The organism is Vibrio sp. OPT20, from assembly GCF_963889365.1.
GTDB lineage: Bacteria > Pseudomonadota > Gammaproteobacteria > Enterobacterales > Vibrionaceae > Vibrio > Vibrio splendidus.
The window spans coordinates 381,823-398,594 of record NZ_CAWPOA010000058.1 but is presented as its reverse complement, the minus strand read 5'-3'; the positions used below and the strand labels follow the sequence as shown (position 1 = coordinate 398,594).

The 16,772-nt window shown below is 43.8% G+C and carries 13 protein-coding genes and 1 pseudogene; 11 read left to right on the top strand and 3 right to left on the bottom strand.

The features are described 5' to 3' along the window. Nucleotides 1-176 precede the first annotated feature (176 nt). The 7 genes from AACR09_RS13840 to AACR09_RS13810 all read left to right on the top strand — a co-directional run bounded on the left by AACR09_RS13840 (nucleotide 177) and on the right by AACR09_RS13810 (nucleotide 6,978). Nucleotides 177-1,268, top strand: coding sequence for a calcium:proton antiporter (locus AACR09_RS13840; RefSeq protein ID WP_012600221.1), 1,092 nt, complete (start codon nucleotides 177-179; stop codon nucleotides 1,266-1,268). 57 nt (nucleotides 1,269-1,325) lie between these two features. Then, on the top strand, nucleotides 1,326-1,982 hold the full coding sequence (locus AACR09_RS13835; protein ID WP_012600220.1) for a DedA family protein: 657 nt from the start codon (nucleotides 1,326-1,328) through the stop codon (nucleotides 1,980-1,982). Nucleotides 1,983-2,027: 45 nt separating this feature from the next. Then, entirely contained in the window at nucleotides 2,028-3,419 is a 1,392-nt protein-coding gene (locus AACR09_RS13830; protein WP_193835198.1) for a magnesium transporter, read from the top strand. Between the two features lie 36 nt (nucleotides 3,420-3,455). After that, a complete protein-coding gene (locus AACR09_RS13825) occupies nucleotides 3,456-4,106 on the top strand; it encodes a MarC family NAAT transporter (protein WP_193835197.1) in 651 nt (216 codons plus the stop codon). A 188-nt stretch (nucleotides 4,107-4,294) separates the two neighbouring features. After that, complete coding sequence (locus AACR09_RS13820; protein ID WP_193835196.1) at nucleotides 4,295-4,972, top strand: hypothetical protein; 678 nt, start codon at nucleotides 4,295-4,297, stop codon at nucleotides 4,970-4,972. A gap of 75 nt (nucleotides 4,973-5,047) precedes the next feature. Then, nucleotides 5,048-5,749, top strand: coding sequence for a hypothetical protein (locus AACR09_RS13815; protein ID WP_193835195.1), 702 nt, complete (start codon nucleotides 5,048-5,050; stop codon nucleotides 5,747-5,749). A 296-nt stretch (nucleotides 5,750-6,045) separates the two neighbouring features. After that, nucleotides 6,046-6,978 carry a LysR family transcriptional regulator gene (locus AACR09_RS13810; protein WP_193835194.1) on the top strand — a complete coding sequence of 311 codons (933 nt, stop codon included), beginning with the start codon at nucleotides 6,046-6,048 and terminating at the stop codon, nucleotides 6,976-6,978. A 135-nt stretch (nucleotides 6,979-7,113) separates the two neighbouring features. On the opposite strand, the gene AACR09_RS13805 is transcribed toward AACR09_RS13810, so the two are convergent. Further along, the gene (locus AACR09_RS13805; protein WP_193835193.1) at nucleotides 7,114-8,847 is read right to left on the bottom strand and encodes a mechanosensitive ion channel family protein; all 1,734 of its coding nucleotides are present in this window, start codon (nucleotides 8,845-8,847) and stop codon (nucleotides 7,114-7,116) included. 289 nt (nucleotides 8,848-9,136) lie between these two features. Beyond that, entirely contained in the window at nucleotides 9,137-10,177 is a 1,041-nt protein-coding gene (locus AACR09_RS13800) for an alpha/beta hydrolase (RefSeq protein WP_017091762.1), read from the bottom strand. Nucleotides 10,178-10,585: 408 nt separating this feature from the next. On the opposite strand from AACR09_RS13800, the gene AACR09_RS13795 reads away from it, so the two are divergent. Together AACR09_RS13795 and AACR09_RS13790 are read left to right on the top strand one after the other, a co-directional pair. Beyond that, nucleotides 10,586-12,424 (top strand): alkyl sulfatase dimerization domain-containing protein, encoded by a 1,839-nt coding sequence (locus tag AACR09_RS13795; protein WP_228010581.1) that lies wholly within the window; start codon nucleotides 10,586-10,588, stop codon nucleotides 12,422-12,424. 205 nt (nucleotides 12,425-12,629) lie between these two features. Next, entirely contained in the window at nucleotides 12,630-12,839 is a 210-nt protein-coding gene (locus AACR09_RS13790; protein ID WP_193835191.1) for a hypothetical protein, read from the top strand. A gap of 279 nt (nucleotides 12,840-13,118) precedes the next feature. On the opposite strand, the gene AACR09_RS13785 is transcribed toward AACR09_RS13790, so the two are convergent. Then, on the bottom strand, nucleotides 13,119-13,907 hold the full coding sequence (locus AACR09_RS13785) for an AraC family transcriptional regulator (protein WP_017079798.1): 789 nt from the start codon (nucleotides 13,905-13,907) through the stop codon (nucleotides 13,119-13,121). A 98-nt stretch (nucleotides 13,908-14,005) separates the two neighbouring features. On the opposite strand from AACR09_RS13785, the gene AACR09_RS13780 reads away from it, so the two are divergent. Both AACR09_RS13780 and AACR09_RS13775 read left to right on the top strand, forming a co-directional pair. Beyond that, a complete protein-coding gene (locus AACR09_RS13780) occupies nucleotides 14,006-14,899 on the top strand; it encodes a DMT family transporter (RefSeq protein ID WP_004732002.1) in 894 nt (297 codons plus the stop codon). Nucleotides 14,900-15,092: 193 nt separating this feature from the next. After that, a pseudogene (locus tag AACR09_RS13775) lies at nucleotides 15,093-16,730 on the top strand (peptide ABC transporter substrate-binding protein). The last annotated feature ends 42 nt before the right edge of the window (nucleotides 16,731-16,772 follow it).

Here is a 16,772-nt window from a genome sequence, read left to right as displayed (position 1 = left end):
ACCTTAAGTTAGCAACATGGTTAGACGCATAGCTTTGTAGATATCGTTTTAGATGCAAAAGCTTAAACGCATAACTTGAAACGAACCGTTTGCTGCACAGGAAATTGCAGTATTCACCCGATTTACTCTCGTTAAAGGACATTAGCGAGCCTTCGGTTACTCAATAAAGGCTCAACATGCTCAACGTACTCAAACAAGAATACAAACTGCCACTTGGCATCGTTGCCGTTCTATTTTTCAAACTGATCGGCGACAACTTACTCACAGGAGAGCTGTCTCAGTTCGCCTACATAATGATTACTGCGGTGCTGTTTTACGCGGTGATGAGCGCCATTTTTTCGGTTGTTCGCCACTCAGATGCGCTGGCGATCAAGCTTGGCGACCCATACGGTACTCTTATATTAACGCTGTCTGTTGTCTTGCTCGAAGTCATTATGGTCTCGTCCGTTATGCTGACTGGAGAATCGAATCCCTTCCTAGCGCGTGACACCATGTTTGCTGTCGTGATGGCGGTGCTTAATGGCTTTGTCGGTATCACCTTGTTAATCGGTGGGATGAAATACCATACCCAAACCTACAACCTTGATGGAATAAAAGCGTACTTGGTGGCCATTATTCCACTCTCATTACTGTGCTTGGTACTGCCTAATTTCACCAGTATGGACTCGCTGGGTAACATGTCGACCAGCCTAACTTGGACATTAGTGCTCGCTTCGATCGCCTTGTATGCCGTATTCCTGTTCATCCAAACACGCAGCCATACCGACTACTTCATTGATGGTGATAATGAAGATCATCACGAACATCACGGCCCTCTGCACAGCAATATATTCCACACGATTATGCTGGTGAGCTATTTGATGGTGGTGATTTTGTTAGCTAAAAGCCTCGCGATTCCAATTAACGATGGCATCACGGAAATGGGCGCACCTGCGGCTCTAGGTGGTTTGATTGTTGCCTTGATTATTCTCGCACCTGAAGCGGTTGGTGCCGTTAAAGCCGCTGTGACCAATCAATTACAGCGTGCGATGAACCTCTTCTTTGGCTCAGTTCTCGCCACTATTGCACTAACCGTTCCTGCTGTTCTGCTGATTTCAGGGGTAATGAACGAACCCATCCAACTCGGCCTCGCCCCTGCAGAAATGGTGTTATTAGGTGCAACGCTATTAATGACAAGCGTGAGCTTTAGCAGCGGGCGAACTAACTCGCTCAATGGTGCAACCCACCTCATCCTGTTCTTTGCCTACATCATCTTGATGTTTGATTAAAACGCATTGTGGGCTCCGGCTATCAACAGCCAGAGCCCACGTTAACTTGGAGTTTCCATGCAAGAGATTATTTCCGCGATTTGGCTGCAAGACTTTGATGCCTTACTTGAATTGAATTCACTGCACGTTTTATTGCTTTTGCTTGGTGTCGTGCTTTTCCTTGAGTCGAGTTTTGTTTTCTTACCACTACCCGGTGACGGCCTAGTGCTGTTTGTCGGGGGCATGGTTGGTTTGGGCGCGATTGATTTTTCAAGTGCTCTAATGCTTCTAACCAGTGCCTCTTTTTTGGGCAGTATCATTGCCTACCTTCAAGGGCGCTGGCTGCACAATACTCCGTTCATGCGTAAAGCTGAACAAACACTGCCAGATGAATCGTTACCCAAGGCAAAAAAACTATTAAACCGATTCGGGTTTTTGTCCCTGTTCGTTTCGCGGTTTGTCCCATTTGTTCGCGTACTGACCCCAATGTTAATGGGCGTTGCACAACTCAGCGCAATAAGAACGCTGATTGTTAGCTTCACTAGCTCGATTACATGGGTCTTCAGTTTATTGCTGATAGGAAAGTGGATCATGCGACACCCATTCGTCTCGCAATATCAAGAGTTGATTACAAAGTGGTTCTTAATGGGCAGTTTAATCCTGATGGTTACCGCATTTATCGCCCTCTTTATTCGGCTTGCGACCAAGAAGCGACAACCACAAACATCCGAATAAAAATCGCTTCAATTGTATTCTCACTTATTGTCAAAGGTCTAACATATGACATTAATTACATTAGCTTTTTCATCAGAAGGGGCGGAAAAGCTGTACCTAAAAATACCGGAGTGTCTAACTCTAAGAAAGGCTAAACGACTGAATCAAACGCTTCTAGAGGCTGAACCCGTCGAACTGCCATCAGTCTTAAGGAAGCTCTCTGACCAGCAACGTATCGCCACTTGGACTCTATTAAGCGAAGTAAACCCAAGCCTTGCTGCCAACTTACTTGATCACTTATCTGATCCCGAGCTTCTATGGCTGATCAGTCAGCTATCTGAGAGTAGCACCATAGTGCTATTTCAATATTTGCATTCCGCAGACCGCCGGCTGCTACTCAATGAGCTGCCAAGCGACCTACAAAAACAGCTCAGGCAAGCCCTACCTTCAACATGGAAAGACGAAGAGCGTGCAGCCTTGAGCTACCCACAAGACTCTGCCGGAGGGATTTGTAAAAGCGAAGTCCTCAAACTGGCAGCAGACGCTACCATCGACAGTTTGAGCGCAATATTAAGCGCAGAAGAACACAATTTAGATCGACTAGAGTGGCGCTACGTTTACTTGCATGACACTGAAGGCAGCTATTTAGGTGGGCTGAAGATCCGTGATGTACTGCTGCTGCCACGTGGCACGCCATTAAGGGAATACATAGATACCACAGTGCCCGTTATCAGCCCTGACACGGATCTAAATACGATTAAAAGTATGCTGGACACCACTTTACACCCCGTTGTTCCCATCGTTGATGAACAAGGTTTCCAAATAGGCATCGTCGGTTTTAAACATCTCAATGAAGCCTTATACCAACGTTCGAAGCAGCAAATGCTGGAGCAATCCGGTGTATTTGGAGGTGATGAGTCTCGCACCATGCCAGTACTAAAACGTAACCTACGTCGACTCGCCTTTTTATTGCCCTCAGTCGCCTTAAGTTATGCCGCGATTTCAATCATTGCTATTTACGAACCCATCATTGAACAAATTGCCGTCTTAGCGGCCGTGTTGCCGCTTGTCGCCAATCTTTCTGGTGCGGCCGGGAATCAATCCGTTGCAGTGTCGATACGTGAATTATCTATGGGGCAGATCTCAGCCAAAGACCTGCTGTATGTGGTCGCGAAAGAGATTCCAATCGGCGCGATCAATGGAATACTAATTGGTGGTGTTCTGGCTCTGCTTACGCTGTTCACGCTTGGCGGGGAGCACTCTGGATTGCCATTGGTTATCGCCATTGCTTACACACTTTCTTCCACTCTTGCCGTCGTGATTGGAGGTACATTGCCCTTGCTACTAAAACGGCTCAACTTCGACCCAGCCATGCTATCAAGCCCAGTGCTGACAACCTTAACCGACGCAATTTCGTTCTTCAGTGTTCTGTATCTAGCACACGCTTTTTTACTGTGATTTAACTTTTTTTTCCACCACAAAAAGGGGATTCTTATGCATTTAGAAACATTGTTCACCTATATGACACTCACGGTTCTTGGCCTATTACCCATCATGAACCCACCCGCAGCAGCAACGGTTTTACTCGGATTGAGTAAAGGACGAGATAAGAGCTATATTGTGTCGCAAGCCAAAACGACTGGAGTCTATCTTTTCATTGCCTTGTGCATCACCTTCTTCATTGGTGCATCGGTACTCGAACTCTTCAGTATTTCAATACCGAGCTTGCGTTTAGGTGGTGGCATCATCATTGTCGCGATTGGTTTCAATATGCTGTTTCCTCGCCCCGACAATGGAGCCGCCCCCTCTGGGCAAGATTCAATAGCACTAGTACCTTTAACCATTCCTTCACTGTGTGGCCCTGGTTCTATGGCGATGATCATCAGCCTGGCCGCTCAAATTGCTACTTATAAAAACCACACAAGTATGACTAGCGTCTATGGTGGTGTAGTCGCAGGGCTTGCTCTCGTTGCACTTATTGCGACCTTCACATTAACCATGGCGTACCCTCTGCTCAAAGCGCTTGGTCAAAATGGCATCAATGCATTTACCCGAATTATGGGCTTCCTATTGATCTGTATGGGAGTGCAGTTTTTCACTCTCGGGATTCAAGAAATCGTTCTTGAGATCAATGAACTCTTATAAGTAAACAAACCGCCCAATTTTGAGCCTCAGCCATTTTTGGTTGGGGCTTTTTTATGTCTATACCCAAGTAACCTCAAGGTGCTTGGGTATATACGTTTAGCAAATATGAATCGCTGTAATTCATAGTCTATTCCCCGGTCAGTAAATTAAAATAGCGGCATAAACAAACACAACTTGGATTTATATTTATGAAACTAACTAAAACATCTCTATTAATTGCATCACTTATTTCTTCACCTTTAGTCCTTGCAAATAACAATGTTGATTTCTCTGACTCTAAACAACATTATTCGGGGTTTGATATTGGTTACGGCAGCAACGATTTTGATATTGGCCTTCAATATGCCAAGTCACTAAATAACGATTGGAGTTTGCTAAGTTCATATAGCAGTGACGACAATTTTGATAACCACGAATTGGGATTTGATTTTCAAAGAAGCGATGGCTTAGGGCTTGTTTTTGAGTATGAACATGATACCAACTTCCAATCCGATAATTTGCGCGCGAATGACTATAGCTTCAGTCTCTACAAGGCCAATACGGTTAACGAACAGTTTTCTGTTGTACCTCAAGTAACGCTTGGCAACCTGAAGCATCAACAGATGAGCAGCAGTGTTTACTACACCAGTGCATCACTTGATATGACTTACAAACTGAACCCTAGCATGTGGGTAGGATTCACACCGGAATACACTTACAGCTTAGGTAAAGTGAAAGAAAAGAATGGCAACCAATCGACGCTTAGAGATTGGGATTACACGGCAGAACTTGGTTATCAATTAAATAGCACAAGCGCGCTCGTCTATAGCTATCAATATGATGATGGTAATAACCTTTCATTATTCTCTTTTAAACATTCATTCTAAATCATTAGAGCTGCCGGTAATAGGCAGCTCATTTTTTAATACCTAATTTTAAAATATTTAAATAAGTGAGCCACTTTGAAAGCTAAACTAATATTACTGAGCTGTATTATCAGCGCTTATTCCATTGCTGATGAAAACACAATTGATTTTGAGTCCGCGGTAGAAGAGTTTACAGAAGCGACCATTGAAACAACACCCATTGATTTCACCGACCCGGCTGCCGCTTATAGCTCCCTTCAATTAGGGTACAGCAATGAAGGCCTTGATGCCGGATTTGGATATGCTAGAGCAATCAATGACGATTGGGCGGGATTGATTTTTGCTCAGTCTCTAAACAGTTTTGACACATACAGAGTCAGAGCCGCGGCACTGAGCACCAATTTCGGTAGTGGCGTTATGGGAGACTATTTATATGATGACCGACATGACACACACACTTTCGTATTGAACGCGATGCAAGTCCTGCCGCTGCATGAACGACTACTGATTGCACCGACTCTTGGCGCGGGTGTCATATCCAGCGATAACCTTAATAAAGACGTACCTATTGCTATGGCGCAATTGTACGGTGTCGTTACCATTACAGAGCAAGTCTCTATGATGATAGCACCTATCTACACGACGTCTTTGAGTGACAAAACACTTAAAATCAACACGTTAGACTGGGAAGGTAATTTTTCATACCAAATCGCAGATAACCAAAACATTTCATTTAAGTATAGTATCTACGATGAAACCGACAACAAGGTGGGCATTCACTACACCTATGCGCTGTAGCTACACTCATTCACTATAAGGCCCTTGAATCTACCTAAAACGAGTACTCTAACTCGAAGCTCTTGTATCACATCATGCCCTAAGCGCCTTTAGTAACACGGATGTTGCTAGCCCTCCTTTTACTTACTCAAGATATTTAGAACGCCTTTCGTTGAAAGATAACTTCTGCTCACAGCGCATTGCTGCGAACCGTATCAAACATTCTTTAACACATATCGTTCTTAAACTATTGAACAAAGGCTAATTTCCCTTATTCTTAGGTTACGCTTTCGAACTTCATTACGAAAAGGTAACCCATGAAAGAACTTCAAGACTTAGACCTAAATCTGCTCAAGTTACTTAAAGCGGTTGTTGAAACTCGTAATACCCATGCAGCAGCAGACAAGCTTGGTATATCGCAAACCAGTGTCAGCAGAGGGATGGCTAAGTTAAGAGAAACTTTTGGCGACCAGCTTTTTCTTCGTAAAGCACACGGCGTCGAGCCTTCAGAATTGGCAGAGAAACTCGCCGAAGCGGCCGATGAAATGTACTCCCCTTTGATAAAAGTGGTTGAGTCCTACCACAACTTTGACCCTAAAATATTTACCGGCGAAGTCACTATTGCATTAAACATATTTCTACTTGAACTGTATGGCGATGGGGTTTTTAGGGTTCTACAAGAAGCTTTACCACAAGCGAGCTTTAAATTGGTCTACTGGCAAGATAAAAGCTTGGTAGAAGTACTGAATGGACAAGTCGATTATTTACTACAACTTTCAGGCATTCCATTACCTCAAGATATCTACCAACATAAGCTCACCGAAGTAAAATTGAGCCTAATTGCGCGTAAAGATCACCCTGTGTTAAGTAAAAGCAGTGAATGGGAAGACATTCATCACCTACCAATAACAAGAATCTTAATTGATGGCATTAACACCAAGCGTGCTCCGATTGAAGATCTCTATATATCAAAAGGCTACAACGCGAATATTGTGCTGGCGACGCATAGCCTCACAGTATTACGAAGCAAGCTCAGAAATTCAGATGCCTTCTCTTTTGGCAGCAGTTTTATGACGGAAGATGATTCGGAACTCCGCTGTTACCCATTACCTAATTTACCAAAAGAAATGCGCCAAATTGGTGTAGAGGGCGGCTACCTGCAATCCAAGCGAGGCTTCCCACTTCACCAACTATTGCATCAAACCATGCAGAGCTACTTTGATAGTATTGTTCAACCTGACGGTCGATAGCGAGCGGGATTTCTGGCCTCAATTAAAAAACTATTAACGATAAGCTCTGGCCCATAAAGCGATATATAGATCGCTTTAGGGGCACGTTGTCTTTAGGGGCAAGGTGTCTTTAGGTTAATCGTGTCTGAGACTGCGTTAAGCAGAAGGTGGGCGCACAGCAGAGGTTGCCGCCGGATACATGATGGTATTTTTAATTTCGTACTTATATTCAAAGCTGAAATCAGGAAATGGGAAGGCTTGCTCTTCATGCCACTGCGCAACAACCTGTTCGGCTTTTCGTTTCTGTTCCTCATTGTCATTGGCATTTACATCCACAAGTTGATATTGCGTAGAGTGAGCTATCTTCGCACCAATGCTCTCGACTTGGGTCAATACAGAAAACAAAATATCCTCTTGGACAGCCATGAACTCTTCATGGTCACGACAGCTAATGTAAGCCATCAGATTGATATTGATGGAGTATTCCCCAACACCCATAAGCCTCACTCGAACTGGATCTTCTTCGATGATTGGATGTTGCAGTAACAACCGGCGCAGATTAACGATCAGTACGCGTAATTGCTCAAGGGTGGTTTCGGAACGCAATCTCAACACATGATCCATGCGTCGCTTATCACGTCGCTCCAAGTTATCAATTTCCATGTTGGCAAATTCCGAGTTAGGAATGGTAATTAAAGAGCGCTCTAGCGTCCGGACTCGAGTCGAACGCAAACCAATACTCTCAATGGTTCCTAGTTTGTCTCCATAACGACAAAACTCACCAATCTTTACGCCCCCGTCAGCATAAAGCGTTAATCCGTTGATTACGTTCTCCAATATAGGGCGAATGGCCAGTGCAACCGCTAAGCCACCCACACCCAAACCTGCCAATATTGGGGAGATTGAGAACCCCATAAATTCGATGACATAAATGCCAAGAATCGCGATCGTCAACCCGCCAAATATACGTGCTAATACGGTAATCAGTGACGAATCTACGTGCTTTCCATTGTGCTTTTTGAATACATAAATATCAGCGAAATAGTTGAAAATGGCCATAATAAGCCATGAGACGAAGAAGAACTGAGCCAGTAAGAAGAAGGTGGTGAACAGCTGATAAACACCACCTGTAATCCATATCCCATCATCAATCACCCATCTTGCTAAAAACAGCAAATTCACCACGCCCACTAGCGACAACAGTCGACCTGCCCGCCATTTCAAGCCTTTTCCTTCCCAGCGACGATTCCAGCGTTCACCAAGCAAAAAGCTAATTCTTATCATTATCTTACATAGTGACAAAACGCCAGTGAGTGCAAGCCATTGCCATAAAGGAAGCGGCCCATAAAGTTGATTAAAAGATGAAGGTAAAGCAAGAACAAATTGCTTAGAGAACATAGGTCCGGGGCTAATCAGAAATTCCTGATAATAGTCTGGACGAGCTTTGGCATAGTACGGAAGGACTGACATCGTTCTATACCACCGAGAAAGGCTTTGAATGGTGTTAGAACTAAATAGGAACTGATCGGTTCGATCGCCTAGAGTTTGGCGAGACAATACGATCTCAGTATTGCCTAAACGCCAGTGATCAATATCTTCTCCCCTTATTTGCTCGACATTTGGCACTAGCTGATGAGTACCTTGATCAATTCGATCCAACAACTCACGAAGAAGAATTATTTTCTCCATCACGACAACTGTTCGGCTTCGATTCGGAACCATAGACAAATCCATGGTTCTGATCACTTGTGAATAAGCATGCTGCGCTTCTTTAAGATGCAGTGTTTCATTTTTCCAATGCTCGATAACCACACTCGAATCCCTGATGAAGCTCGAAAGAGTATGTTTGGGGCTCGACGTGTCGGCGAGCTCCAAAGCAATACTTGGCATGGCTAGCGCATTAGGTATGGTTAGACATAAGGGTATGGTTAGAAAAACGGCTACTAACATCGAATAAAAACGTCTTATCACAACGATCTCCCGTCATCACTTTGTTCCAATGAAAACATAGGGGCTAGCGAATAAGAATGATCCATGACAGATAGATGTTGAGAGTAATGATAATTAGCTTGTAGTAACGTGGATATACATTTTAAAAGTGAAGTGAATAACGTTGTCATTATATCCTCCAAATAAAAATTCACATCCGTGTGATTCAATATTAGCTTGCTGAAATAAACTAGTTGATATGTTTATTAAAGAACTGGCCTAACTCATTAATAGCATCTTCAGACTCTGGCATATCGATTAAGATACCACTCATATAATCACCATGAGATTGGCCATCATATATATGCAGGTCAGTTTCTACGTCTGCACTACGTAATAATCGATGCATACGAACCGTATCACTTAACAAGAGATCTCGAGTACCTGAAATGAATATCGTTGGTGGGAATTCATCAATATCAGCGTATATTGGTGAAATAAGAGGATTATCAAGCGCTTCTCCACCAGCATAAACATCGAAAGTGCCCTCAATCAGCCCTTCTCGCTGACCTAGAGGGTCTAAGCCTTGCATCGTTAACCATGAATCCGATGTCTCTTTAAGGTCGACGGAAGGTGTCCCAACAAACAATGCGCCAGGTGCGGGAAGATCGAGCTCTTGCAGTTTAAGTGTCGTTGCTAACGTTAAGTTACCGCCTGCGGATGTGCCAAAAATCGCTGTTGATTCTGGTGATTGAGTTTTTATTAGCTCTTTCCATACTGCAACTGCATCATCAATTGCCGCTGGGAATGGATGCAGTGGCGGTTGACGATAGTCAACAGAGATCACCTGTGCACCAAGCCCGTTCGCAACCCAAATAGCTTCTCGTAAAGCTGATTCACCCCCACCGAAAACAAATGCACCACCATGGATATGTACTAGCCACTTATCTTTGTATTCAGGGGCGATATTCTTCGGCGTCACAAAGAACGTATCGACTCCGGCAAACTGCTTAGCTTCATAAGTAACGTCCAAGCGCTCTAGAGCTTGTTGAGCAATCTTAATACCTGGCGCATCGAATTGGGCTTGTAACGCCAACCACTCTGCCGTGTTGTTAGGAACAGGAATTGCCGGTGAGATAACTCTGTTCTCAAATAACTGAGCAAACTCTGTCGATATACCTGCTGGGGTCGGAACCTTTCGCTCTTGCAGTTCCATTCCAGCGAACGCCGCTGTGCTTGATAAGCTGAGTAGCAATGCAGGAATAACAGTGCGTAGTGATTTGGTTTTCATAGTAACTCCGGTAATGATTCTAAAAGCCGTGATTGGCGAACTGAGGCTATTATTCACGTCCGAACCCATTAGCACTATGAATTAGAGAAATTCAAATTTGATTATAGCTAAGTAGCAATAATGAATTTCTCTAATTCCTACTAAGTCTAAAAATCAAATGCGATATTAAATGAAGAAAAGATAAGGAGCTTACATGAAATACTTACCAGCAAGTATGGTATTAACAGGCTATTTAGTTTTCTTCTTTATATTGGTTATGCGTTTAAATAGCTAAACAATATAAAAAGACAACACTCAATCACTTATTTAACTTCTTACTAGTTTAATAAATAAAATAGTAAGAGGAACATTAAATTTAGTATCGGTCATCAGAATTAATTCGGACAGTATTAAACCATGAGAAAACCAATGAAACTTAATTCAACAACAAAATCAATCAAGCTATTCATTCTGACAGCTTCATTAAGCGCAACTGCCATCGCTCAAGACACGATGTTTACCTCTCCACAAAACGTATATAACGACAGTGAAGTAGTGCTGACTAAGTATAACAATGGCGGAGTAGTGAATGCTTCGGTGATAGAAAACGTAGCAAAGACTCAGCCTGAAGAGGCGTACATCAAACAAGTAACAGATGGAGTTTGGGCAATCACTGGCTATCATTTCGGCTACAAAACAGTTATTGAGGGCGAAACTGGCCTTATCATTTATGACTCTGGTGACGACATTGAAGAAGCAACGGAGATCTTGGAATTAGTACGCAAACACATTAGTGAAAAGCCGATCCACACCGTCATTTATAGCCATTCTCATTATGTATTTGGTGCACAAGCGATTCAACAAGCCTTTGATGGCGAGCTCAAAGTGATTGGTCATCCAGAGATCAACAAAAACGTTCTAGAAAGCGGTGGATTAGGTGCGTCGATTCCTGAATTATCACCAACGCTAACAGCCCGTGCCTATGAGCAATTTTCGGTGCTCCTGCCTGCTGAGGGGCCTGATGCAAAATCCCCAACACCGATAGGTAAAACACAAGGGTTTGTGCCAGTAAATACTCCTGTGACACAAGGCCAAACAATGACGGTTGATGGTGTCGAGATGGTTTTCTACACCGACTTTGATAGTGATACCGACGATCAAGTGATCGTCTATCTGCCTGAGTCCAAAACGGTACTCAACAACCACCTCTGGCCAACTTACCCGAACTTCTACACATTAAGAGGTTCAGTGTATCGTGATCCGACAGTCTGGGCTGAAGGTATCCGCCTTATCAGAGACTTAAATCCAGAACACCTTATCAACACGCACACTGAACCACTCAGTGGCCATGATGAGATCCAAACCACATTGAACGGTTACTATGATGGAATTATGTACCTCTATGACCAAACTATTCGAGGGATTCTGCAAGGTAAAACACCTGAAGAGTTAACCTACTCGGTTCAGTTACCACAAGATCTCGCCGAATTACCCCATAACCAGATGACTTATGGTGAGTTTTCTTATTATCCGAAAAACATCTATTACCATGCGCTTGGTTGGTTTAACGGTGAAGCTGAAACCTTGAACCGTATTGAGCCGAATCTTCAAGCTAAGAAAATCATTGAAGGGTTTGGGGGAGTAGACGCGGTAAAACAAGAGCTAAACAAGACTATTGCCAACAATGAACTCGCATGGTCAGCAGAACTCGGCGGCTACTTAGTCCGTGTTGTCCCGAACGATGAAGAAGCTAAGCAGCTTTTGGCAGACACATTAAGACAAATGGGCTACCAAACAGAGGCATCAATCCCCCGATCTTGGTATCTAACCAAGGCTCTTGAATTAGAAGGAAAAGTCCAAATACCAAGCGTGGTGTTTTCAGATGCTAATTCAATCATAGGATCCCCAGCCGAGACGTTGGTGGGCCAATTTCGAGTGCGTCTAGACCCAATCGCAAGCTATGGGGAAGACCAAATGATGGCAATTACGATAAAAGACTCGGATGCCCCAACAATGGGATTGCATGTACGTAGCACTGTCGCTGAGTTTATCTCAGACACCGAAGACTACAATCGCCAAGCTGACCTTGAAATCAGCGTATCTAAACGCACTTGGGCAGAGTACTTTGTTGGGGAGAAGAGCTTAGATCAAATGCTAGAAAGCGCTGACGTGAGCACTAACCACAAAGATGATATGAGAGGATTCTTTAGCCTCTTTGACCAATTAAACGAATCGAAAACCCGGTTTGTATCGCCATCACAGTCTTAGACTTGAGCTTCGACATAGACTTAGTTTTTGGGCTTAAACATAGCGATAGCCATGGACTAAACCACTTTTAACCAAAGCCTCCACGACGGAGGCTTTTTGCTATTCATCGTGTTCTATTTATCTAAACGCTTGTTACAAAATATCTAATTTAACCAAACACTGAGCTCCCCTAAAATACCAGTCAAATGATTAGGGGAGATAGAACATGATTAGCTCAGTACACAATGACGAACTCAACAGATACATAGAAAGACTAGACTTAAACCTTACAAAGGCTCAGGTTCGTGAACTTGGTTGGCAGCAAGGCAATGAAGAGGTAGGAAAAGAAAAAACAGTATTAGGCTCGTGGTTTTTCTTTTCTTTCTTTGGCTTATGTACGTCTGCATGTTTTGCGCTGCTGATGTATATTTCATGAGGATAAACAAAACAATGACCACGTATAACCAGCATGGAACGTTCAATTGGTTCGAGGTCGATGGAGAAACGTACATACTGTTCAAGGTCGGCAGCAACAGTGCTCTATTGAACCAATACTATGAGGATATCACCGAACAACATAACGAAATATACAGGCTATTAGGGGCGATTCCATAAGCTCCTACTGCACGTATTCACTTGTGGTGTATCTATTTACTTATGGTCTATCTACTCACTAACTAGTGAAAACATGCGTTCTTTTGGGAATAAGATCGAGCTACAACAAACGGTTCTTATACTGTTCTGGCGTTTGGTTCGCGTAACGTTTAAACATAGTGATAAATGGGCTTGCCTGGTTGTAACCCAATGTAAGAGCGACCTCTTTAACCGATTGGCCGTTTCTCAACAAGTCCATTGAGTAAAGGTAGCGCACTCGTAGCCGCCACTCTGTAAAGCTCATTCCGAGCTCCGTCTGGCAGTGGCGAGAAAGGGTTCTTTCCGTGGTGTGGACACGTTCAGCCCAATCTTTCAGCGTCACTTCATCGGTTGGGTTCTCTTCAACAGAAGCCAGTATTGGTGCTAGGTACTTATTATCAGTTGAAGGCAAGAAGTGGTGTTCAACCTCACGCTGCGCAAGTTGGTCAAGCAGTACCTGAACGAGCCTTTGATCTTGCTCTGTTTCCGCAACATTGATTCCACGCTCGCGAAAGTCATCGATAATAGAAGATACAATCGGCGTGATCTTTATAAGGCTGGTTTTATCTGGCAGATGTTGCGTGAGTTCTGGGGCGATATTTAGCGAGCAGTAGTCCAAAGGCTTACGGTTATAACTGCAATGCATCACCCCGGCTGGTACCCAAATCGCTAAATGTGGCGGCGCTAGAAATCGGGTGCTTTCCGCTTCCATCTCTAATATACCGCCACTGATCAATTGAACCTGTCCCCATGAGTGGCTATGAACTCGGGTTTCAGTGTTCGAAAGAAACGCTTCAAAATTCATAAATACGTTGGATGGTGCCTTATCAATTGATAAGGATGGATGAAGGTTTCTGGACTGTTTTTTCAAACTTGTCTTCCTATCGCGCCTGATGTCTTTCTAAAGATACTTGTAAGTATAACGACCTGTCAAACTAGCCGCATCAACTCATTCGCCACGGAATTCACATGCATTATCTCTTACCATTTTTTACAGTCTGTATCTGGGGCGCCAATGCAATAGTCAACAAGCTTGCTGCAAGCACCATAGAACCTAGCGCGATGAGTTTTTACCGTTGGTTTTTTGCGATGTTAATTCTCACGCCTTTCTGTATTCGCCCGGTGATGAAGCAGTGGGCTGTCATTAAGCCAAACCTATCGAAATTAGCGTTCCTCGGCTTTTTGGGCATGGTGTTGAACCAATCTCTAGGCTACTACGCCGGCTTAACCACAACCGCTTCCAACATGGCATTGATCACGTCTTTAGTCCCGTTGATCAGTGTGTTTCTAAGCGTTCCTTTGTTGCACAAGTCGATTTCTAGTTTGAGTATTGTGGGTGGTGTGTTGTCACTGTCAGGCTTAGCTCTGATGTTAGGTAAAGGCGATCCTTTATTCTTCATGCATCAAGAGCTGACTCAAGGCGATGGCTATATGCTGATTGCGGCCTTTGTTTATGCGTCTTACTGTGTGCTATTGAAACGCTGGAAAATGCCCATCAGTAGCTGGGTGGTGATTTACATTCAGGGTCTGTTTGCTGTCGCGATGCTTACGCCACTTTGGCTTACCAGCGAACAGCTTTTACCACCTCAACAAGCGATCCCATTGATAGCTTACGCCGCGGTTGCCGCTTCAATCTTAGCGCCTTGGATGTGGGTGAAAGCGATTGACACCATTGGTGCTGACTCAAGCGCGATGTTCATGAACTTGCTTCCGGTTGTTGCGATCGTATTAGCCGCGACATGGCTTGGCGAAGAGATTAACCAGTTCCACATCATTGGTGGTGTTATGGTGATTTCAGGTGTCATTCTTGCTCAAATCAAAAGAAAACCAAGGCTTGAGGCTCCTCTCCCTCAACAAAGCTAAACGCATTACCCAACGCTCACATTAGGGTAAATATTCAAACTCACTTTTCTTACAGTGCCTACTTCCGAAGTAGGCACTGTTGTTTTATTCACAAGCCTTTCAAATGCTTTAATACGCGTTCATTGTGGTTGCAACATGTTACCGACTCAGGTTTAATGTATTAAGTACTGTTTAAGTTGTAAAAGGAATTACAATGACTCAACCAACGCTCCCTGTGATCATCTCGTCCCTGCTTGCTTTGTCATCTGCTTCAAGTTTTTCTGCCACTGTTCCTGCTGATGTGCCATTAGCTGAAGAACTATTAGCTGAGGAACAACATTTTGTACGTGGTAATGGCGCAGAGCCCAACACACTAGACCCAAGCTTCGTAAATTCAGGTATGCCCGGTGACATTATCGTCAATGATATGTTTGAAGGCTTTGTGATTGAGGACAGTGATGGGCAAATCATCCCAGGGCAAGCCAAAGAGTGGTCTATCAGCAAAGACGGCAAAACCGTGACGTTTGTATTGAAAGAGAACCTCAAATGATCGAATGGCGATCCAGTCACAGCGTCTGATTTTGTCTTTGGTTGGCAGCGCGCAGTGTCTCCGAAAACAGGTAACAACACGGGTTTTGTTTTTTCGACGGCTAACATCGTGAACGCTAGCGAGATTCTATCAGGAGACAAAAATCCCTCTGAGCTTGGCATCAAAGCATTAGATGAGCGCACGGTTGAAATTTCACTTTCAAAACCTACGCCCTACTTTATGAGTTTAATGAGCATCAAAACCTTCTTCCCTCTACCCGCTGAATTGGTGAAGAAGAAAGGCGACCAATGGACTCGCGCAGAAAATATCGCGACCAACGGTGCTTACACTTTGAGTAAATGGGTACCCAACGAATACGTTGAAGTCGTGAGAAACCCAAATTATTGGGATAACACATCGACAGTCATCAACAAGGTGACCTATTTGGGCTTATCATCTCAAAATGCTGAGCTTATCCGTTATCAAGCGGGTGAAATTGATATGACCAATCGCGTTCAGCTTGAGTACTACCAGAAATTAATCCAAGAAAGTCCTGAACAGATCAAAGCGCAAGCTCTATTGGGTTCTTACGTCTATTCATTCAATACACGTCATGCACCGTTTGATGAAGTAAGAGTACGCCAAGCACTGAGCATGGCCGTCAATCGGGAGATTCTGGTCGAGAAAGTGACAGGTCAAGGTGAGCCAGAAGCATACAGCGTGACGCCGAATAATATTCCTGACTACACAGCGCCTTTATCCAAATTCAATTCTTTAGACAGCACGCAGCGTTTAACCAAAGCCAAAACACTACTTGCTGACGCTGGATACAACGAGAGCAACCCACTCAAATTCACACTGACTTATAACACCAGTGAGAATCACAAAAAGATAGCTATAGCGATTGCCTCGATGTGGAAGCCACTTGGCGTAAAAGTCGAGTTAGAGAACATGGAATGGAAAGCCTATGTTGCAGCGAAAGGGAGTGGCGACTATCAGCTAGCTCGCTCATGGGCATTTGGTGACTATCCAGAGCCTTCGGCACTGTTAGAGGCGTTCACTTGTGGTCACACGGCAAACGAAAGTGGCTACTGCAATCCCAATTACGATGAGCTCTTACAGAAAGCAAGTAAAACGGAAGATCAGTCTAAACGCTTTACTTTATACCAGCAGGCTGAATCGCTACTTAACGAATCTGCAGCAGTTATGCCTTTATATCATTACAATCACACCCGATTAGTGCGAAATACTCTCAAAGGCTTCCCTAACAATAATCCGAAAGGAAATATCTACGCGAAGGATCTATACTTTATCCAAGAGTAAAAATGAGCTGAATAACAAATAGTTTTAACTACCACTTTAGTG